This window comes from Tissierella carlieri, assembly GCF_018917285.1.
GTDB lineage: Bacteria > Bacillota > Clostridia > Tissierellales > Tissierellaceae > Tissierella > Tissierella carlieri.
Window position 1 is genome coordinate 1 of the sequence record NZ_JAHLOH010000011.1, and the last position, 22,202, is coordinate 22,202.

The window sequence follows — 22,202 nt, forward strand, 5'->3', positions numbered from 1 at the left end:
TGATGATTTCATAGACGAAGCTTTATCATATGCAAAGCGAAATTTAGAGCAATCCAAAGAAACTTAGAGCAATTCTATGAAGATATTGTACTATTTTTTCATATTTAGTTTACAGAGCCTATTTTTTTATATTATATTTATAAGTTTAAATGATTATACTACATTTAAGCATTAAAGTAAACGAATATTTAGACTATTCTGTAAGTTTATTTTTTGTCAAAGTTTAATCACAAGATAGAAATGTTAAAACCCTTAATGGTATAATCATTATCTTTCCATTAAGGGTTAATCTCTTCTGCTATTTTTATTCTATAGACTTTGTAATATTTTCCAATATTGGATTAAAAATTTTATCTATAATTTTATCTGATTCTCCATAGCTGTTATTAGAAATATTGCTTATTTCCTTGACCATAGGAATTTCTCCTAGAAGCTTTAGGTTCATATCTTCTAAAAATTTATTTATATTTTCTGTATCATATATTTTTATCTTTTCATTACAGCTTGGACATAAGACATAACTCATATTTTGTATAACACCTATTATACTTATATTCATTTTCCTCGCCATATTTACTGCTTTAGCTACTATCATTGAAACCATATCTTGAGGTATTGATACCATTACCAGTCCGTTAATTGGTATTGAATCCATTACAGTCAATGCTACATCTCCTGTTCCTGGTGGCATATCAATAATAAGATAATCTAATTCATCCCATAATACATCTGTCCAAAATTGTTTAACAGTTGCTGAAATAATCGGTCCTCTCCATATGACAGGTTGATTTTCATCTTCCATCAGTAAATTAAAGGACATAACTTTAATTCCATCCTCAGTCTCTACTGGATAAAGAAAATTCTCCGTAGATTCTACCTCTGCATCTTTAATATCAAGTAATCTTGGAATACTTGGCCCTGTAATATCAGCATCAAGGATTCCCACCTTGTATCCTTTTTTCCTCAATCCTTTAGCTATTAAAACAGATACAGTAGATTTTCCTACTCCACCTTTTCCACTCATTACACCTATTACTTTATTTATCTTATTTAATGGATTGTTCTCTATCATACAGCCATCCTTAGGCTTTGAACAGGAACTTTTGGATGGACAATTGTTGCAATTTGCCATAATAATCTCCTTTCTCAGTTAATTTATTTATTATATCCTAGTAAATATTTCTAATCCACAGATTTTAATGATTCTACCATCTTTACATTCTTAAGTTTATAATACATTGCAAGATTTACAAGAATTGCAAAAATCAAGGTTAATAGTATTGAGAAAATATAACTTTTTAATTCTAATTTTAATCCAAACATTATATTTTCCATTTCAACTGTTGTCATTATAAACTTATGCAAAAATATTCCCATAACGAGACCTGCTAAAGCTCCAATAATAGTCAATATTGTGTTTTCTCTATAGATATATACTGATACCTCATTATCATAAAATCCTAAAACCTTTATAGTTGCAATTTCTCTTATTCTTTCAGATATATTGACATTAGTTAAATTATATAAAACTACAAAAGCTAAAGCTCCAGCAGAAATAATCATAACTAAAACTACATAATTTAAACTTTTAATAGTATCTTCAAAATTTTCCTTAATTGAAGTATTAAAACTAACACTAGAAATCCCTTCTTTTTTTATCAATTCTCTTGATAATTTATCTTCAAATTCTTTAGAAGTATCAGATAGGATTCCAATAGCTTCATTGAATTTTACTTCTTTTTGAAATATCTCATCATAATAATTGGGAGATAAATATACATAATTAAATGTATAGTTTTCTGTAATCCCAGTTATTTTTACTTTAGCCTTATCATCTTCATTGTTAATTAGGGTTATTTCATCTCCTATATCTACATTTAAACTTTTACTCACCTGCTCGGTAATTACCACTCCCTTTTCTTCTATGTTAATTTCTTTTTCATCCTTACGTCTTTGCAAATGAATAAAATTATCTATATTTGTTATATCCTTTGGGATAATTATTGATATATCTTTTTTTAAGCTACCTGAATCTAGAGCTCCACTTTCCTTTGAAATAAGTTCATAGGACTTTATCTTATCATTATTCTCTAGATGCTTTATCCCCTCAGTTTCTAATCCTACAGTCATATCATAGGTAAATAACACTCCAAATTGCCTATCTACTACAGTTTTAATAGAATCTCTTATTCCAAAAGCTGTAAGCATTAGAGCAGTACAACCTGCTATTCCAAATACAGTCATAAAAAATCTTCTTTTATATCGAAATATATTTCTAATAGTTACTTTATAACTAAAGTTAAATCTATTCCAAATGAAAGGTATATTTTCAAGGAGTATTCTTTTACCTAACTTCGGAGCCTTTGGCCTCATTAGAGATGATGGATTTTCCCTTAACTCATTATTGCAAGCAAGAAATGCGGTAGTAGTGGTCAATCCTATAGCCCCTAAAGATATAAAAGTGGCTAAGCTTACATTAAATCTAAGAGTTATAGACGGTAATGTATACATTATTCCATAGGCATTGAAAATAACAGTAGGAAACAATGTATATCCTATCCCAATTCCTATTATACATCCTAATATTGTTGCAGCTAAAGCATAAAAGATGTATTTAAAGGCTATATCCCATCTCCTATAACCTAAAGCCTTTAATGTCCCTATATTTATCCTTTGCTCATCTACCATCCTCGTCATAGTAGTCAAACATACTAATGCTGCAACCAAAGCAAAGAAAACTGGAAATACTTTAGATATAGCATCAATACGATCCGCAGCCCCACCATAATCTACATATGAATAATGAGATTTTCTATCCAATACATACCATTTCCCTTTTTCAATTTTCTTTATCTCTTTTTCCCCATCCTCAATTTTTTTCCATGCCTTTCTTAATTCTTCGTCTGCTTTTTCTTTTGAATCATTATATTCTTTTTCTCCCTTTGCCAAATCTATTTTTCCTTTATCTAATTTTTCTCTAGCCTTTTTAATCTCTAAAAGCCCTTCTTTTTCACCTTTTATAAGATTTAACTTTTCATTCTCTAATTTTCCCCTTGAAGAAGCTAATAAATTTTTACTTTGATTAAGTTCTTCCTCACCTTTTATAAGTTCCTTTTTATTTTTAGCCAAATCTTTCTTTCCATTATCTACAGCTTCTTTCGTCTTAGCTAAAATCCCTAATGTAGTCTGTAAATCTATATTTAGTTTTTCCTTTTCTTCCTTTGTCAATAAAGGATTTTTTAGAGCATCATTAATTTGTGCTATCTTCCCCTCTAATAGAGTTATACCTTCCTCTCCTTTTTTTATTTCTTCTTCAGCTTTTTTGAAACCTTCTTCGGCTAATGATTTTTTTTCATTAAAAACCTTAAGCCCTTTTTTGTACTCCTCTTCCCCTATTAATAATTCCTTTTCTGCTAATTCAATCTTTTCTTTACCTTCTTTAATAGATAAATTGAACTTCCTTTCATTATCTTTAAGTTCTTTTTCACCATTACCTATCTCTTTTTTAGCATTCTCTATTTCCTCTAAAGCTTCCATTAATTTTTCTTCAGCTTTAGCTTTTTCATCAAAGTATTCTTTTTTACCTTCTGCTATCTTGTCTTCTGCCTCTGATAAAATTTCCCTATATCTTATTTGTTCTCTATCTTTGGCTAGTTCCTTTATCTTATCTGTAATTGGATTGATTACATCAAAATATTCATCTTTATATGAATTCAGTTCCTCGGCGCCTTTCACAGTAATATATATATCTGTATATATATCTAATATAAAATTTTCTTGAGGAATCATAATAAAATCTCTCACTTGCCCATTTCCAATATTACTATTACCCTTTTCAAAGGATAAATAATATGGAGTCTGAACAGCGCCTACTACTATAAATTCAGTATTTTTTAGACTATCAGATAAAGGTTCTTCTTTTCCAGAAAATAGTTTGATTTTAGAGCCTATAGGTACTCTCAAAAAATTCTCTTTCCCTGCTTCAATTACACATTCATTAGATTTGTCCGGTAACCTTCCTTTTACTAATTTTACACCATTTATCTGTTGTTCCGATGAAAATCCATGTACTCTAAGTACAACTTCTTTCTCTTTATATTCTGCTAATGCATCAATAGTGTAAGTTCCAAAGCTTTCTTTTATACCTTTAATTTTACTTATTTCACTTAGATCATCTTCAGTTAAACCTAAAGTTGACACTACTCTTATATCCATTAAATTATACTCATCATAATATTTATCAGCTGTATATTCCATATCTTCTGGAGCAATTTTAACGCCTGAAAAAAATGCCACTCCCAAAGCTATAATGGCTACAATAGATATAAATCTACCTAATGATTTTTTAATATCTCTTAAAACGTCTTTTGTTAGTGCAGTCTTTTTCACTACCATTCAATCCCTTCTACTGAAATAGGATTGCTATTTATGGTTTGACTTTCTATCATACCATTTTTAACTCTTATAACTTTATCTCCCATTGGAGTTATAGCTAAGTTATGAGTTATCACGACTACGGTCATCCCTCTCTCTCTGCAAGTATCTTGTAGAAGTTTTAATATAGACTTTCCTGTATTATAGTCTAACGCTCCTGTTGGTTCATCGCATAAAAGTAGCTTCGGGTTTTTAGCCAATGCCCGTGCAATAGCCACTCTCTGCTGTTCTCCTCCTGATAACTGGGCAGGAAAGTTTTTCTTCCTGTCCTTTAGTCCTACTGCATCTAATACTTCTTCTGTATTTAAAGGATTATTACATATTTGAGTTGCAAGTTCTACATTTTCAATAGCTGTTAAATTTTGAACTAGATTATAAAACTGAAATACAAAACCTATATCATGTCTTCTATAAGTTATAAGTTCCTTATTTGAAAAAGAACTTATTTCTCTTTTATCTACTACTACCTTTCCAGATGTTGCTGTATCCATACCTCCCAATATATTTAGTATTGTGCTTTTCCCTGCCCCACTAGCTCCTGCTATAACAACAAACTCTCCTTTGCCAATGGAAAAATTTGCTCCAGACAGAGCTTCTATTTTCACTTCTCCCATTTGATATAATTTTCTTACATTTTGAAATTCAATATATTTTTCCATTTTTGTTTACTCCTTAACTAATGATGTATATTTTTTATTTTTAAAATGCTAGATTTAATAATAAAAATATTTATAATATAGAGTTTATCATATTTTACTAATATGTTAACCATAATTTACAAAAGAAAAAGCGATTAATTTAAATAATCGCTTTTTCATCTTATTTTAAATCATATTAGCATAGATAGAAACTGCATCTCTTAAAAATTCCGCTAGCCCAGACTGCTCTTTATCATAATATTCTTTAAATCTTTCATCCTCAACATACATTTGAGCAAGATTAGCATGTGCTTCTTTAGTATAAGAATCCCAGAAATAACTTAGCCACTGACGATGTAACTCCACCGCTTTTTGTGCTAGTTCTCCTCCTGGATTCTTAGTATCATATGCTAATTTTAATGTCTCTATTACATTAGAACTAAGTTGCTGTAACTCTTTGTATTGTTCTTCAGTCATATTTCTTAGCATTTTATTTGATTTATCTACTTGCTCATCTCCATATTTCTCTCTAGCTTCTTTTCCAAACCTCTCTTCATTATCACTAATCATTTTTTGTTTAAAACCTTCAAACTTTTCTTTATCACTCATTTTAATTCTCCCTTCTTTTAATGCTATGGTCTTCTCCACATTAGCTATTAACAAATCTATTTGATTTCTTTTTTGAAGGAGTTTTTCACGATGTTGTATAAGTGCAGAGAATTCATCAAAAGAAACTGATGTCACTATATCTTTTATACTCTCTAAATCCATACCTAATTCTCTATAGAATAATATCTGTTGTAATCTATCAACTTCTTTATTACCGTATATTCGATACCCTGATGAGTTAATTCTTGCCGGCTTAAGAATTCCTATCTCATCATAATATCTAAGTGTTCTACTACTAATTCCTGCTAGATTAGCCAACCTTTGCACTGTATATTCCATTTCATTAACCTCCTTACAAGTTTACTATACACCTTTACGTTACGTCAAGGTCAATAGTTATTCTTAATTTTTGTAATATATAATCTCAATAAAGTTAATAATATTAAATAACCTAAAACTAAATCTTGCTATCTTAGAAAGGGATGTGAATTATGGATACTAATGAATATTTAGTATGTACAGAATGTAAAGGAGTCTATTTTCAAATTAAGAGAGAAGCTACTTATTTATATACATACAAATTAGAAACACCTTTGACAAAGAATTTAAGTGATAAAGATGAAGGATTACCCTTTTTATTTGATAATAGAGAACTACTAAATAGTAATGAATATATTGAATGCAGAAATTGTGGTGCAATATATCCCTATGACTTATATAATAATAATAAAATTCATTTTACAATTGTTCAAAAGGCAGCGCGATCTGACATTATTGAGGAACCCGAATTTCTTGGTTAAATATATTAAAGCCAGTCAAGAAAATATAAGATTTCCTAACTAGCTTTAATATTTAACTTAAATTATCGTGCCTAAATAGTCCTGAAGTTTTATTAACATCCATAACAAACATTATGCCCTTACCTGGTTCATCAATATGCATAGCTTCTTTTATAGCCTTTATTATATTATCTGATTTTTCTCTCTCAACTATTGTCATAACTATTTCTTTCTCTGGTTCAATATTCATGGAAAAGAACATAGTATTTTCATGTATGCCTGAACCTCTCGCATTAATAATAGTTGCCCCTCTTGCTCCTGCTGAAGTAGCAGCATCTACAACTTCTTCTCCAAGTCCTCTCTCTACTATAGTAAAAATCACTTCATATTCCATATCATCTTTTCCTCCTATTCTTAGGTCCATATCAGACTTGCCATAACTTTTTACACCTAAAACCTTCTTTACAGGTAAAGAGAAGATTATTCCATGATTAGGTTTATTTAAATGAAATTTTTCAGTTAAGACTTCATGAATCTGATCCTCAAGTTTATCTTCTGAAACCATAAACACTATTTCTTTCTTTGCTTCGTCAAGTCCTAATATTTCTAAAATATGATTTTTAACTGTTCCTCTTCCTAGAAAAATGGTCCCTCCTGCTACACCAATTTTTTTTGCTTCCTTTAGAACTTTACTTCCATTGCCTAAGTTTACTATAGCAACAGATAAAACTAATTCTTTATTAATCATATCTAATTCCAATTTAGTTCAACTCCTTTTTTCCAGCCTTGCGTTCATATATTAGACCTAATATCTGTATAGCAATTAAAGGCGTCAATGCTACCATGGCAATTACACCAAAGGCATCCATTAATACATCTGCCCCCTCTATTGCTTCTGCCACGCCTTGAGCAAATGCCAATATAAAAGTAGCAGTCATTGGACCAGAAGCTACTCCACCTGAGTCAAAGGCAATGCCTACAAATAGTTTAGGTGTAAAATAAGACAATGCTATTGCTAATAAATATCCTGGCACAAGAAAATGCCATAATTTAATACTGGGGATTAATATCCTTATCATAGAAAGAGATACTGCAATTGCAACTCCTATTGATAATGTATATAAGATTACTTTCTTTTTAATATGTCCACTTGTAACTTCTTCAATCTGTTCATTTAATACATATACTGCTGGTTCTGCAAATATTACTGTAAATCCAAGAACAAAGCCTATTGCTACAACAATCCAATTCTTATCAAGAGATGCAGCAGCATGTCCTATAGCAGTTCCTGCCTCCATAAACCCTGCATTTACTCCAGTTAAGAATAATACAAAGCCTATAAATGTATAAAGCAAACCTTTTAAAATCTTATTAAGTTGTTTTTTAGATAGTTTAAAAAATATAATTTGAAATATAAAAAATAAGAATAATAACGGAATCATCGCCATTATAACTTCCATTGATATCACGGGCATTTCATGTATGAAGGAAGCTAATATACCATTTGTATTAACAGAATGATAGGGTAAACTTCCTGTTAGAGATTTTATGCCTGAAAACAGGCTCATTATGAGGACTGCCATCATAGGACCAGCAGATGCTATACCAACTAATCCAAAACTTGATTCTTCAGATGCCTTTCCTCCCTGAGTGGAGGATACACCTAAACCTAGTGCCAAAATGAATGGTACTGTCATTGAGCCTGTTGTAGCTCCACCTGAATCAAACGCTATTCCTAGAAATTCTTTAGGCGATAAGATTACTAGAAAAAATATTATACTATATAATAGTGTTAAAAGTTTGTGTAATGGAATATTAAATACAATCCTTGATAATCCAACAGCAACTAATACACCTACTCCTATTGAAACTACAATTACAATACTTGTCTGTGATAATACTCCAGAAGTCACGTCACTTACTTGTCTTGCCAGTACTAACAAGTCAGGTTCTGCAACATTTATAAAAAATCCAAGAATGAATCCAAATATTATTATAAGCCATATATTTTTAGTCCTTGTTAGAGATGACCCCATTAAAGTACCTATAGATTGTATTCCTAGTTCAGCACCAAACAAAAATATTGCTAAACCAAATATAATAAATATTGCTCCAACTATAAACTTCCACATTAAATTTGCTCCTATTGGAGCTATGGTGAAGTTCAAAATCAGCACCAGAATAGTAATTGGTAACACAGCTAATGTAACCTCTTTCAATTTTTGAGTCAACATGTTCAAATAGTATCAGCATCCTTTCTGTATATAATATATATTTTTTAGTTCATATATATTATAGTATAGAATTTATTTCTATGTAAACCTTTTATTTCGTTTCTCTAATATTTTTTAATAAAAGGATTGCCAAAAATAGTATTTTAATTGAAACAATAGGTACATTAATCACTAATGACCCCATTGTTATTCCATATATAGTTTTATTTTAAATTTTACTACTTATTAATTTAATTTTTCTAGTTTTCTGGATTTAGACTAAAATAATATTCCAATCCATTTACTATAGAATCTACTACCTTATCTTGATAAGAATCATTTAACAAAAGTTTCTCTTCATTTTCATTGGATAAAAAACCATATTCAACTATTATAGCTGGCATTTTAGTTTGATTTAAAACTATTAAATCTTCTCTACCTATAATACCTTTGTCAGTAGCTCCAGTACCTTTTACTAATTCATCTAACATAATTTGTGCCAGCACATCATTATTGGAATCATTAATAGTGCTTCTTCTATTTGGGTAATATAATACTTGAATCCCGTTTATACTATTATTATTTTCTATAGCATTGCCATGAATACTAACAAATATCCTAGCCTTTTTCTCATTTGCCATATCTGCTCTATAATTGTTATCTACGAATTCATCCGTCTCCCTAGTCAAAATAACTTTATAATCCATAGACATGAGTTTTTCATATAATTTTTTAGCTATTTCTAAATTTATATCCTTTTCATAATGGTTGTTAACACTAATAGTGCCAGAATCTTTCCCTCCATGTCCAGGATCTATAACTATTACTTTTTTTGATGAAATAAAATCTCTTTTTAGAAAAGAAAATCTTTGAAATACATTGAAAAAGATAAGTATTAATACTATTATCAAAAAAATTGCCCTAATTCTTCTAAATATCATCTGTCTTTCCTCCAAGAATATTGCTAATATTTTATTTAAATAGATAAGACTTTTCAGCAATACTAAACTGATAGCTAGTTAATCTTTGCTTGTCCAAAAGCCACCTAATTTTTTAGAAGGAATAGTAGATATTATTGTTTTATCTCCCATTCCTTCATTATTATAATAATATATTTACTACTTTTAGTTTATCACTTAGATTGTGTCATACTTTCAAAGGTCTTTATACTTTCAAATAAATTCTTATTTTCTTCTATCTTCTGTTCTCCCCCTACAACAGATATATAATTTTGTTCTAATATTTTTTCTATCATATCGGCAAAACCCCTTATATCTTCATCTGTAGTATTTATTATTTCTTCATACATTCTCCTTATATCATTTTTTGTAACTCCAGAAAAATATAGTTCATCCTCAAGAACAACTTCTAGACTAGGAGTTAGCTTTCCAAAAGGATTCATCTCATTTTGAACATTTGTTATAGTCCCAATTATATGATTTATCATTTCTTGCTCTGTTGCTTTAAAATTTCTTATAAAATCTGCTATTCCATCAAATACTTCTATTGTCTCTTTTATATTAGGATCTTGAGTTGAATAAAATATAACTTTACCATCTTCACTTATTTTAACTCCAGTTCCATAAGCTCCTCTTTTGACTCTTATTTCATTCCATAGATATTCACTACTTATGATTTTCTCAAGAACTTTCATTTTAGGACTATATTTATATCCTTCTTCTATAAAATTCCCACCCTTAAATACATATTGAAGATTAATAGGCATTATTATACCCTCATTCTTATTATTAGAAAGAAATTCATATTTTGCTATAGGATATTTTGAACCATCCATACTGTCTATTAAATTAGGGATATTTTCAACAAGACTATTATATCCTTTTGCATCTCCCAAAAAGCTTATTACCATAGTATCTTGATTAAATATATGTTTTTTTAATTCTAAAAGATTTTCTTGAATTTCATTCCACCTTGTATCAAAGTTTTTATCAAGATTACATATAAATTTATAATAATCAAGACTCACTATCTCTGAAGCATATCTATAATTTTGAGATAAGTAACTATTCATCTTATCCCAGCTAATATACTCAATATAAGAATAATCTTTATAATACATATCTAAATTCAATTTCTCTTCACGAATAATATTCTTTATATGCTCTTTGTCACTGAAATTAATAGAACTCATTATTTCTCCAAATAACTTTAATGAATTTGAAATATTTTCATTAGAAAGCTTGACTAAAGCAGCTTGCATATTTAAACCCATTTTAGAGTTATTAGGTATATTATAAAATCTTGGTCCAAAAAATCTCACTATATCATTATCCATATCATTAAGAATTGAAGATAAGAGATTAATATAGGATAACTTATCCTGTGGTATAGACTTTGTGTCAAAATAAAAAGTTATATATGATGCTTCATCTAAAGGAACAGGATGATATAAAACTTTTACTTTGTCTATTTCTTTTACTTCTGTGGGAAAATCACTAACTTTTATATCTATATCTTCCTTAGATAAATATGGTAATTTAGATAAATCTTCTTGTGAGTCCGGAGTATCTGCCCACTGTCTTAACTCTTTAGTTTGATTTACAAGACTATTTATTTCTGCATCAGATAAATTTGACTTATATTTAGCTAGTTTTTCTTTAAGTTCCATAGTATTTTTATCTTCAAGGCCTTTAACAGGTTTTAATATTACAGTAGATGAATGATTATTTTCAAGAAGATAATCTACAATAAGTTTTTCTAGATAACCACTTTTTATCTTTTGCTTAACTTTATCAAAAACATCCTTGTTTTCTAGGAATTTAGGTGATTTTTCTCCATAAACCCATGATTCCGTCATTCTCATACTGAAATAAAAGGGATCAACATTTGGGTTAGATATTATTCTTCTTTCAATGAAATCCAGCACTTTATTTATATCTTCTTCTTTAAATCCTTCCCGCGTTATCTTTAACAGAGTGTCATCTATTATCTTTTTAATTTTATCTTTATTTTCTTCTTCTGTATCACTGATATAAATTCCATAAGTTGGCTGGATGCCATTAGCTCTAAAATCAGAGAATACCATGTCACTAAGAGAACTGTCTTCAAGAGCTTTTCTTAAAGGAGAAAATTTATCTCCCATTAAAAGCTCATTTAAAATTTGAAAACCTATCACTGTTTCTTTATCTGAGAAATTACTTACTACATAATTATAAGATATATTTGTCTTATTTTTAGAATCAGATTCTTTTGGAATACTATATTCTACTGCAAATGTTTTAGGGAGTTCAAATGGTTTTTGATAAGATATAGAAATATCTATCTTTTCTTTATCAAATTTACTTAGATAATTATCATTTATAAGCTTTAATATCCTATCTGTATCAATATTTCCATATAAGAAAATAAGGGAGTTTGATGGTTTATAATACTCTTTATATGTCTGTATAAATTTCTCTCTTGTTAAAGAGGGTATTTCTTCGGGAAATCCACCTGATTCCCATTTGTATGAAGTATCTGGAAATAAGGATTCTTTTATGGCTTTCATTAATAAAATTCCTGGATCAGAGTACATATTTTTCATTTCATTATATGCAATTCCATTAATTCTAAAGTCTGATTCTTTAGAATCCAATTCATAACTCCATCCTTCTGACTTAAATATATTGGGTTCTTCTAGCATATTAGGATAAAAAATCCCATCTAAAAAAACATTAATCAAATTCTCAAGGTCTTTCTGGTTAGTACTATCGGCTGTATAGGACGTATAATCTTGAGAAGTAGATGCAGTTATAAGTTTACCCATAGATCTATTAAGCATTTGAACAATAGGCTGTTTAACAGGATAATTTTTAGATCCACATAAGACACTATGTTCTATAATATGGTTTACTCCTGTATTATCAGTGGGAGGAGTTTTAAAATTAATGGAAAAGAATTTTTGATCATCATTGTTTTTCATATGAATTAACTGAGCACCTGATTTTATATGTTCATATGTAATTATGGTAGATTTTATATCATCAACCTTCTTTGACGATATGATTTTAAACCCGTGACTAATATTTTCTTTTTCAGCGATAACTGAAGAAGAAAGAAGATATGAAAAAATAATACTAAATATTAAAGTTAAAGAAATTAACTTTGATTTTCTGAGCATATAAAATTCCTCCTATTTAATAAATTTAAATTATCTAATCTGTTGAAATTAAAAAGTTTCAAACTAGATAATAATACTTTATCAAGTTTGAAACCTACATTTATTAATATAATATTTAGAAAACCTTAAATTTTTCTTACATTTCATATTTAACTTTATTTTCAATTGGTAGAAATACAGTAAACTCTGTATATTCCTCACAACTTTCAACTTTAATTTGCCCCCCATGAAGTTCTACAATTTCTTTTGCTATGGCAAGTCCAAGACCTGCACCACCTGTTCTAGATGTTCTCGCAGTATCAAGGCGATAAAACTTTTCAAAAATCCCATCCAATTTATGTGAAGGAATTGGTTTTCCATTATTCTTTATTTTAATATTTACTCCTTCTATAATTTCTTCCACAATTATCTTGATTTCACTGGATATAAAACTATAACTAATTGCATTTTTAAGTAGATTATCAAATACCCTAGCAAGTTTGTCACTATCACCAACAATGGAAATATTATCTATTAAGTTTAATTTCACATGAAGTTCTTTCTCACTCATTAAAGGGTACATTTCATCAACTAATTGCTCCATCATCCTTGCAAGATTTACATTAGTTTTTTCCAAAATTATATTCTGCATATTAAATCTCGTGATTTCAAAAAATTCATTAATCAAATCCTCTAAACGGTCTGCTTTTTCAAGAGCTATAGATAAATATTTCATTCTTAACTCCTCAGAGATTTGTTTCTCATCATGGAGTAGATTTAAATAACCAATAACCGATGTAAGCGGAGTTTTCAAATCATGTGCTAAATATACTACAAGATCATTTTTTCTCTGCTCCGCCTCTTTTGCTTCAGCTTCTCGCTGTTTCAATGTTAATTTTATTTGATTTAATTTATCCTCCATTGGTTTAAGTTCATTTGGAAGAAGAATTATACTTTCATCCTCATCAGCAATTCGATCTACTGCATCTGCTATTTGATTTAAATATCTGGTTACTTTAGAAAGTGTATAATAAAAGAAAATTATAATTAGCATTATAAATCCTACAGTTAATAAGGTTTTTTTATTATTTCTAAAAACCTGCCCATATATATTATATGCATCAGCGTTACTAAATCCCAAAATTTCACATGTTCTAATAACAAATCTTGCAAATGGATCTTGTAGAATACCATCAATAAAAACCTTTAATATAATAAACCCTAAAATTGCTGCTATTCCTAAATTTACAAACATTCGGAATAAAATTTTCATCTTTAATTCTTGATAGTTATTTTTCAATTTTATATCCAACTCCCCATACTGTTTTTATAAATTTAGGATTTTTAAATGGTTCATTCATTTTTTCACGAAGTCTGCGTATATGAACCATTACAGTATTGTTATTATCAAGGTATTTTTCACCCCATACCTTTTCAAAAATTTCCTCGGAACTTATAACCCTACCTCTATTTTCGCAAAGTAACCATAAAATAGAGAATTCAATAGGAGTAAGATTCAGAGGTTTCTCAAATAAAGTGCACTCATGGGTTTCCCTATTGATAACAAGTCCTGAGAAATCAATTATATCATCTGATTGCTTATCATTTGCACTATATTTGGTATAACGTCTAAGCTGAGCCTTAACTCTTGCTATAAGTTCTAATGGATTAAATGGCTTTGTGATATAATCATCAGCACCAATAGTTAAACCTGTTATTTTATCCATATCTTCCACCTTTGCAGTCAGCATAATCACTGGAAAAGTATGTTTTTCTCTTATAGTTTTACAAATAGTAAATCCATCTATATCTGGCATCATAACGTCAAGTATGGCAAGATCAAGAGGTACATTCTCTATACACTTTAAAGCATCTGTTGCATCATAAAATTTATGGACACTGTAGTTTTCATTCTTCAAATATAGCTCTACTAAGTCTGCAATTTCCTTTTCATCATCTACAACCAATATGTTCATGTTTTTCTCCTTTCATAGTTAATAATTTTAGTTAATTTTATTTTAAACCTATTTTTATTTATATATATAAATATATAATAACATATATTTATTTAACTAAATGGATTAAATAATAAATATAGGTAATTAGTGACATTTAAGTAATGGATTATATTTCTTTCATTTAGGTATATATAGAATAGAGCTAACTAAAAATAAACCATAAGGAAAAATTCGTATGATAAAAGATAATATAAGTTTAAAACAAAAAATAATTGGTAAAGTTGCAGAGTTTATGGTGAGCAGTATAACTTCTTCCCCTCCCATAGCGAAGATAAACAAAACCTTAAAGGATTCAAAAGTAGCCTTTATAACCACTGCAGGCGTTCATATCAAAAAAGATAAACCATTTAATACCAATGGAGATCATACTTTTAGATTAATTCCTAGAGATGTTGATTTTGATGATTTGACAATTACCCATGATCACTATGATAAAAAAGAGGCTCTAAAAGATATTAATTGTGTATTTCATTTAGAGATTCTTAGGAATCTAAAGAATGAAAGATATATTAAGGATGTAGCTCCTCGTCATTTTGGATTTATGGGTTATATTCCTAAAGTTGACCTGCTAATCAATGAATCTGCTCCTAAAATAGCTGATATATTAGTAGAAGATAATGTGGATATAGCATTATTATCTCCTGGATGATATATATGTCATCAATCTGTAGGATTGATTCAGCGAGAGATAGAATCTCGTGGTATAAGGACAGCATCAATTATACATTTACCTAAGGTTGCAGAAAAAGTTAGACCTCCAAGAATGATGCATATACAATTTCCACTTGGCAGAACTTTCGGCAGAGCCTTTGATATTGAATTGCAGACAAGAATTGTAAAGGATTTACTCGATTTCGCTATATATGGTGGGCCCGAAGAATTAGTTAGATTAGATTATAAATGGAAATAAAAACAAAGCAACAAGTTTTTTTAACTTGTTGCTTTGTTCTAATCATCTAATATTTCAATACCTACTGATTCCATTAAATATTTTGCATTAGTTGATGTCGATTTTCCTTGTTTGATTTTATAATCAAAATGTATCTTATTATCTTTATACTGTTCAGAGAAATGGTAATTTTTTATCCTATTATATTTATCCAATATACATAATTCTAAATCATGAGTTGTTATTGCTCCAACTACCCCTAATTTATTAAGATTTCCAATAACATTTTTAGCACCTAATATCCTATCTTCGGAGTTTGTTCCTCTAAAGATTTCATCAATGAGAAAAATAATATTATTATTTTTATTTGCATAATTGATTATATCCTTAATTCTAAGGAGTTCTGCATAAAAGGTCGATATTCCATTCTTCAAATCATCTGTTACTCTCATGGACGTAAATATCTCCAATATTGGACATAACATCTTACTAGCATATACAGGTCCTCCACTATACGCTAACACCAGATTTATACCTATAGTTCTTAAAAATGTTGTTTTTCCAGACATATTTGAACCAGTAATAATCAAAATACTATCATCTATCTTTATATTATTTAACACTCTCTCATTATTGCTTATAAGAGGATGGCCTAAGGCTTCTCCACTTATCCTTAAGTTGGAATTATCTATAGTTGGAAATGATACTCCTTCATCTATTTGCATCAAGACACTTAAACTAATTAAAGATTCAACTTCTCCTATAGCTTCAATCCACTTCTTAACTTCCAAACCATATTTGTTTTTCCAATTTTCTAATAGAAAAACACATTCATAATCCCATAAAAATAGTCCATTAAATACTAGATATATTAAAGCATTATTATATCTTAAGTTAATTCTTTCTGTAATCTTATCAAGCTCTTTTATTGCCAATTTAGATGAGTATTCTCCATTAAATAATATTTCCTTTATACTATTTAGCTTTTTAGACTCAAAATTCTCTTTTTCTAATAATTTTAATATATCCATATAAGTTTCTAAGTTACGTTTAAAAGTACCTACTGGTTTTAGGATATTATTCATAGTTGAAAACCTTATCATCCATAATAAGAATTGAAGCAATATTAATAGTGGAATTAATATATATATCCTCTTCATTTTAAATATTATAATTGCTACAGATAATGGTATTACAATTATCGGAAGAAAATGGATTAATTCTCTTACTCTTTGTGACTTTATCATAATTTCTTTACTTTCTGCATATTTTATTAAATTTTCTGGATCCAGTAATTCCTTTTTGTGTTTACTTCCTAAATATTCCAACTCTTGACAAAAGTCTAGTTTGCTACTAAGTTCTTTTATTGCTTCTTGTCTTAAATATATCTCTGTCTTATTATAACGAGTTTCCAATAAATCTCTTGCTAATGTCCTTCTTCCGTTCCATGTATTAGCTATATTTACAAACTGGAATAAAGACTTTTTACCTACTATATCTAAGTCAAAAGAATACTTATGCTCCTTATTTATAAACTCTTCTCCTATATCATTAAAATCAATCCAATTTCCATCAATTCTAGCTAAATATCTATTATTTATATTTATGATTTCTTTTGAAAAATTTAATTTATCTTTAATTATATTGTGATATATTATTAAACAAATAAATAATATAGCTAAAATAAAGTCTATAATTACATAGATTGATTTATGGTTAATTTTAATAATTATATAAGTGAGAAGTATAATTCCTATAAATACCATAAACCTCGCAATGCTAATCGAATTAGATATACTGCTATACTTCTTAATATTTTCATTTTGTTTCTGTATTCTTATCATAAATTTATCTTTAATCATTGAATCACCTCTTCCTAATTATACACAATATTTTCAGTAATTTCATTAGATTACAATTATTTTTGTTTGTCTACTCCTAGAAATAATTTTTGTCTACTCTATAGATGTGATGGATTAATCTCTAATTAATACCGTTATCATAATATTTTCTCAGATTCTCTATTTTTAATGTAATCATTATATTAATTAAAAAATGAGCAATCTCCTTGCTCATTACTCATTTCTAGAATTATTATCTTTGATGAAAACTGTGATTCTTTCTTCATAATCCTTTTTTTTATTTCCTTTTTCAACTACAGTATCATCTTCATAATCTTTAGCCTTTTGAAGTAAGTTTACTAAATCATCACTTTCAATATCCTCTGGAGTAACTCCATTAACCATTACAACAATTCCATCATTCTCAGCAGATAATTCATATTTTTTAAAATAACAACCATTATTTATAAAAGCTTTATGTGCATCAGTTAAAAACTTTGCTATATCTTCCATAGATGTATCCAATATATTAGTACGAATATTAACTTCTGCAGCTATAGGTAATGATTTATCAAATTTCATATCAAGTTCTAAAGCATTATTGCCGTTTTCATAAATACTCTTATCATATATCACTCTCGTATTCTTTATTTCATATTCAAGTTCTTTGTCAATAATTCTTTTTGCAACAGCACTATATTCATCTGAAAGTCTATCTAATGTGTTAAACATACCTAGCACTCGCATTTCATAACTGTCATAGCCTATACTTCCATTTCTATAATGTATACCAAATTTAGTATCTATACTGGATTTGGATCTAGCATTCACCACATATGAGCCATCTTTAAAATTATATATTGGTTTTTCCAGTTCGAGATCAAGATAAGAATAATTCTCTTTAATATACTGTTTAATAGTTTCATCTGCAATTCTTGCCGATATTGGATTTCCTAAGAAAGCATTTGTAATAAAAAGTATTCCACCGATTAATATTATGGCTATTAGTCCTGCAAATATTTTAAGTATCTTATTTTTTGTATTTTTCATATTATTCACCTTTCCCAAATGCAAATTTTAAAAGCTTTGCAATGATTACTCCCAGTACTATTAAGCTCGTATATATGATGCTATAAAACAGACTACCATACAAAATTGTCCAATCAAATCCACTTTCTATTGCCCATGCTATTGTCTGCCATAAATAACTCAAAATAAAAACTGATATTGGAGTTATATACCACCTTCTCTTTAACACTATAAAAGAAATCCCTCCTATCACAGGCATTATAATAAAGTTATAAAACATGCCCATAGAATTCGTTAATGCTATTCCGGTAATAGCTCCAATTGCAAGAATAAGAATTTGTGTTATGAAAATATTTTTTTTGATATTATAGATTATTTTTTTATCATTTATAGATTTTTGTTCTGAATAAATGTCTTCAAAGGCTTCAAATTCTACTTTACAATTGCTACAGCTTTTAATGTGATCATTTACTATTTTCTGGCTATCTTCACTTGCTACACCATCCTTTACTAGTGGTATTAAATCTAATATTATATCACAAGAAATATTTTTCAATATAATCCCTCCTTTTCTAAAATAGACTTAATCCATTTTCTAGTTCTAAAGTCAATAACTCTTGCTGAATTCTCTGATATACCTACACTAGCAGCAATTTCTATAAAGCTATAACCCTCTAGTCTCATATTTACTATTTTTTGTGTACGCTCATCTTTTTCTAATAATAAATTACTTATTCTTTTTGCTATTTCTTCTGTAATTAATTTTTCATCCATAGTATCTGCTACATATAATTGTAGAAAGTCGTTATATTCAGATGTGGATTTTTCTTTTCTAATATTTTGTAACCATAAATTTCTAGCTATGGAAAATAACCATGTTTTTATTGAAGAATGTCCTTTAAAATTTGGGATGGTCTTAATTGCATTTATAAAAGTTTCTGACAGCAAATCCTGTGAAAGGTCAGGATTATGAGTCAAAGAAAGTAAATATCTATAAATATCATCTTTATAAAGTCTATATAGTTTTTCTATTTCTCTCATCAAAACCCTCCTTTCATATAATTAGTCACATTTTTTATAGAAATGTTACAGATATTCTAAAATAATTTTATATTATTAGAAAAAGCTTCTCTTCATACTCCTATTTTTAAGTATACATTATAATAAAAATATATAATAAGCATGATCTATAAAATAAATTATATTGACAACCCTCTATATAAGGTATATTATATATCTATTATATATAATATACCTTATATAGTTATTTAAATATTAGTGAATATAAAAGGAGGCCTATAAATGGATGCCGTAGAATTTAAAAATCAATTGATGGATTTAATGAGAGATGTATCTGTAAACATGGGTACTACTTTCATTCCTATAATTAATAAATATGATTTAACTATTATACAAACTCAGATCCTTAGAGAAATAAAGGACAATAAAGATCATAGTATTGGTAGTTTAGCAAAGATTATGAGTATACAAAGTGGAAATACTTCATCTATGTGCAAACAATTAGAGAAAAAAGGATATCTACAAAGACATAGAGATAAATCAGATGAGAGAGTTGTAAAAATAGAACTCACTGATAAAGGCTTATCTACTATTGATGAAATTGACAATATTTTAAAAGAGAGATATTCCTCCATCTTTTCATGTGAAAACCCTGATAATCTTCACGCTATTATATCTGGTCTACAAAATTTAAAAGACTTGTTAATAAGAATGAATCAAGTATAAAAAATCTTAATTAGAAAGGTTGGAATGTTTATGAATAGAAAAAAAAATCCTAAAAAACCTTTAATTTACTATTATACAATTACAATGATAGTATTGATGCTTCTGAATACTTTTGTATTTCCGTCGCTATTAAAGCAACAAATAACCGAAGTTGATTATGGAACATTTTTAAAGCAGATAGAATCAGGGAATATTAAAGAAGTAGAAATTCAAGAAAACCAAATTGCCTTTATTGCCTTAGATAAAGATGGAAAAGATAGTTTATTTATAACGGGTAAAATGTATGATCCTGATTTAGTAAATCGTTTGTACGAGCTTTATGAGCATAAAGAAATTAAATTTTCAGAGATAATTCCAAAAGAAAGATCACCACTTACTAATTTCCTATTAACATGGATTATTCCAATATTACTTCTTATAGGAATCGGCCAACTGTTTTCTCGTAATTTACAAGGAAAATTTGGTGGTAATTCTATGACCTTTGGTAAAAGTAACGCTAAAGTATATGTAAAGGCTCAAACTGGAAAAACCTTTGCCGACGTTGCAGGTCAAAATGAAGCGAAAGAAGCACTTACAGAAATCGTTGATTTTCTTCACAATCCAGATAAGTATAAGGAAATCGGTGCACAACTTCCAAAGGGTGCTTTACTTGTAGGACCGCCTGGAACTGGTAAAACCTTACTTGCTCAAGCTGTTGCTGGAGAAGCTCGTGTTCCGTTTTTCTCCATATCTGGTTCTGAATTTGTTGAAATGTTTGTAGGAATGGGTGCTGCACGTGTACGTGATTTATTTAAACAAGCACAGGAGAAAGCTCCTTGTATAGTATTCATTGATGAAATTGATGCTATTGGTAAAAAACGTGATAATTCTGGTATGGGTGGTAATGATGAACGTGAACAAACCCTTAATCAATTGCTTACTGAAATGGATGGATTTGATGGTAGTAAAGGTGTTGTCATTCTCGCAGCAACCAATAGACCAGAGACTTTAGATAAAGCCCTTCTACGACCTGGAAGATTTGATAGACGTATTCCGGTAGAGCTTCCTGATTTAAAGGGCCGTGAAGATATTCTTAAGGTTCACACTAAAAAAATTAAAGTAGAAAATAATATCGACTACAATGCAGTTGCTAGAGCTACTTCTGGTGCATCAGGTGCAGAACTTGCAAATATTGCAAATGAAGCGGCGCTACGTGCAGTAAAATGTAAACGTACTAAGGTAAATCAATCTGACTTTGAAGAATCAGTTGAAACAGTTATAGCAGGCTATCAACGAAAGGGAGCTGTAATATCTACTAAAGAAAAACTAATAATTTCTTATCATGAAATAGGACATGCATTAGTTGCAGCAAAGCAAAAGAACTCTGCTCCTGTTCATAAAATTACTATTATTCCAAGGACTTCTGGTGCATTAGGCTATACTATGCAGGTAGAAGAGAGCGAACGGTTTTTAATGTCCAAGGAAGAAATGTTTAATAAAATAATCACTTTAACTGGCGGTCGTGCAGCTGAAGAAATTATCTTCAATTCAATTACTACTGGTGCATCTAACGATATTGAGCAAGCTACTAAAATAGCAAGAGCTATGGTGACTCGCTACGGTATGAGTGATACCTTCGATATGATGGCACTAGAGACAGTATCAAACCAATATCTAGGAGGAGATGCTTCTCTCGCTTGTTCAGCTGAGATGTCATCTAAAATAGATGAAGAAGTTCTTCAAATTATCAAAAAAGCACACCAAAAAGCAAAAGATATTCTTACTGAAAATATTAGTAAGCTTCATGAACTCTCTGAGTTTTTGTTAGAACATGAAACTATTACAGGTGAAGAATTTATGAAAGTACTTGAGGCTGCTGAAAAACAATATAATAATTAATTATTAAATAAAAAGCTACATTTATGTAA

At 28.9% G+C, this 22,202-nt stretch carries 19 protein-coding genes; 5 read left to right on the forward strand and 14 right to left on the reverse strand.

What is annotated here, in order from left to right; genetic code table 11:
- Window positions 1-304: 304 nt before the first annotated feature.
- The 4 genes from KQI38_RS01185 to KQI38_RS01200 all read right to left on the reverse strand — a co-directional run bounded on the left by KQI38_RS01185 (window position 305) and on the right by KQI38_RS01200 (window position 6,020).
- Window positions 305-1,132, reverse strand: a complete 828-nt coding sequence (locus KQI38_RS01185) for an Mrp/NBP35 family ATP-binding protein (protein WP_216554487.1) — start codon at window positions 1,130-1,132, stop codon at window positions 305-307.
- A gap of 50 nt (window positions 1,133-1,182) precedes the next feature.
- Complete coding sequence (locus KQI38_RS01190) at window positions 1,183-4,395, reverse strand: ABC transporter permease (protein WP_216554489.1); 3,213 nt, start codon at window positions 4,393-4,395, stop codon at window positions 1,183-1,185.
- The gene (locus KQI38_RS01195; RefSeq protein WP_216554491.1) at window positions 4,389-5,093 is read right to left on the reverse strand and encodes an ABC transporter ATP-binding protein; all 705 of its coding nucleotides are present in this window, start codon (window positions 5,091-5,093) and stop codon (window positions 4,389-4,391) included. The genes KQI38_RS01190 and KQI38_RS01195 overlap by 7 nt, the downstream gene beginning before the upstream one ends.
- Before the next feature lie 165 nt (window positions 5,094-5,258).
- Window positions 5,259-6,020 carry a MerR family transcriptional regulator gene (locus tag KQI38_RS01200; protein ID WP_216554493.1) on the reverse strand — a complete coding sequence of 254 codons (762 nt, stop codon included), beginning with the start codon at window positions 6,018-6,020 and terminating at the stop codon, window positions 5,259-5,261.
- Between the two features lie 152 nt (window positions 6,021-6,172).
- Between KQI38_RS01200 and KQI38_RS01205 the strand changes: the two genes are divergently transcribed.
- Window positions 6,173-6,481 carry a hypothetical protein gene (locus KQI38_RS01205; protein ID WP_216554495.1) on the forward strand — a complete coding sequence of 103 codons (309 nt, stop codon included), beginning with the start codon at window positions 6,173-6,175 and terminating at the stop codon, window positions 6,479-6,481.
- Window positions 6,482-6,533: 52 nt separating this feature from the next.
- On the opposite strand, the gene KQI38_RS01210 is transcribed toward KQI38_RS01205, so the two are convergent.
- The 6 genes from KQI38_RS01210 to vanR all read right to left on the reverse strand — a co-directional run bounded on the left by KQI38_RS01210 (window position 6,534) and on the right by vanR (window position 14,748).
- A complete protein-coding gene (locus KQI38_RS01210; protein WP_246565505.1) occupies window positions 6,534-7,220 on the reverse strand; it encodes a P-II family nitrogen regulator in 687 nt (228 codons plus the stop codon).
- Window position 7,221: 1 nt separating this feature from the next.
- A complete protein-coding gene (locus KQI38_RS01215; protein WP_216554539.1) occupies window positions 7,222-8,694 on the reverse strand; it encodes a DUF1538 domain-containing protein in 1,473 nt (490 codons plus the stop codon).
- A gap of 239 nt (window positions 8,695-8,933) precedes the next feature.
- On the reverse strand, window positions 8,934-9,614 hold the full coding sequence (locus KQI38_RS01220) for an N-acetylmuramoyl-L-alanine amidase family protein (protein WP_216554497.1): 681 nt from the start codon (window positions 9,612-9,614) through the stop codon (window positions 8,934-8,936).
- 191 nt (window positions 9,615-9,805) lie between these two features.
- On the reverse strand, window positions 9,806-12,793 hold the full coding sequence (locus tag KQI38_RS01225) for an insulinase family protein (protein ID WP_216554499.1): 2,988 nt from the start codon (window positions 12,791-12,793) through the stop codon (window positions 9,806-9,808).
- Between the two features lie 136 nt (window positions 12,794-12,929).
- Window positions 12,930-14,072 (reverse strand): sensor histidine kinase, encoded by a 1,143-nt coding sequence (locus tag KQI38_RS01230; protein WP_216554501.1) that lies wholly within the window; start codon window positions 14,070-14,072, stop codon window positions 12,930-12,932.
- A complete protein-coding gene (gene vanR / locus KQI38_RS01235) occupies window positions 14,062-14,748 on the reverse strand; it encodes a VanR-ABDEGLN family response regulator transcription factor (RefSeq protein ID WP_216554503.1) in 687 nt (228 codons plus the stop codon). The genes KQI38_RS01230 and vanR overlap by 11 nt, the downstream gene beginning before the upstream one ends.
- Window positions 14,749-14,965: 217 nt before the next feature.
- On the opposite strand from vanR, the gene KQI38_RS01240 reads away from it, so the two are divergent.
- Both KQI38_RS01240 and KQI38_RS01245 read left to right on the forward strand, forming a co-directional pair.
- Window positions 14,966-15,439 (forward strand): glycine/sarcosine/betaine reductase selenoprotein B family protein, encoded by a 474-nt coding sequence (locus KQI38_RS01240; protein WP_216554505.1) that lies wholly within the window; start codon window positions 14,966-14,968, stop codon window positions 15,437-15,439.
- 24 nt (window positions 15,440-15,463) lie between these two features.
- Window positions 15,464-15,700: a hypothetical protein gene (locus tag KQI38_RS01245; RefSeq protein WP_216554507.1), complete on the forward strand. Its 237-nt coding sequence runs from the start codon at window positions 15,464-15,466 to the stop codon at window positions 15,698-15,700.
- 38 nt (window positions 15,701-15,738) lie between these two features.
- On the opposite strand, the gene KQI38_RS01250 is transcribed toward KQI38_RS01245, so the two are convergent.
- The 4 genes from KQI38_RS01250 to KQI38_RS01265 all read right to left on the reverse strand — a co-directional run bounded on the left by KQI38_RS01250 (window position 15,739) and on the right by KQI38_RS01265 (window position 19,590).
- A complete protein-coding gene (locus KQI38_RS01250) occupies window positions 15,739-17,541 on the reverse strand; it encodes a MutS family DNA mismatch repair protein (RefSeq protein WP_216554509.1) in 1,803 nt (600 codons plus the stop codon).
- Between the two features lie 213 nt (window positions 17,542-17,754).
- On the reverse strand, window positions 17,755-18,570 hold the full coding sequence (locus KQI38_RS01255; protein WP_216554511.1) for a YfjL-like protein: 816 nt from the start codon (window positions 18,568-18,570) through the stop codon (window positions 17,755-17,757).
- A 1-nt stretch (window position 18,571) separates the two neighbouring features.
- A complete protein-coding gene (locus KQI38_RS01260; RefSeq protein ID WP_216554513.1) occupies window positions 18,572-19,105 on the reverse strand; it encodes a zf-HC2 domain-containing protein in 534 nt (177 codons plus the stop codon).
- On the reverse strand, window positions 19,102-19,590 hold the full coding sequence (locus tag KQI38_RS01265; RefSeq protein ID WP_216554515.1) for an RNA polymerase sigma factor: 489 nt from the start codon (window positions 19,588-19,590) through the stop codon (window positions 19,102-19,104). The genes KQI38_RS01260 and KQI38_RS01265 overlap by 4 nt, the downstream gene beginning before the upstream one ends.
- 261 nt (window positions 19,591-19,851) lie before the next feature.
- Between KQI38_RS01265 and KQI38_RS01270 the strand changes: the two genes are divergently transcribed.
- Window positions 19,852-20,295, forward strand: a complete 444-nt coding sequence (locus KQI38_RS01270) for a MarR family winged helix-turn-helix transcriptional regulator (RefSeq protein WP_216554517.1) — start codon at window positions 19,852-19,854, stop codon at window positions 20,293-20,295.
- Between the two features lie 30 nt (window positions 20,296-20,325).
- Window positions 20,326-22,173, forward strand: coding sequence for an ATP-dependent zinc metalloprotease FtsH (gene ftsH / locus KQI38_RS01275; protein ID WP_256312056.1), 1,848 nt, complete (start codon window positions 20,326-20,328; stop codon window positions 22,171-22,173).
- The last annotated feature ends 29 nt before the right edge of the window (window positions 22,174-22,202 follow it).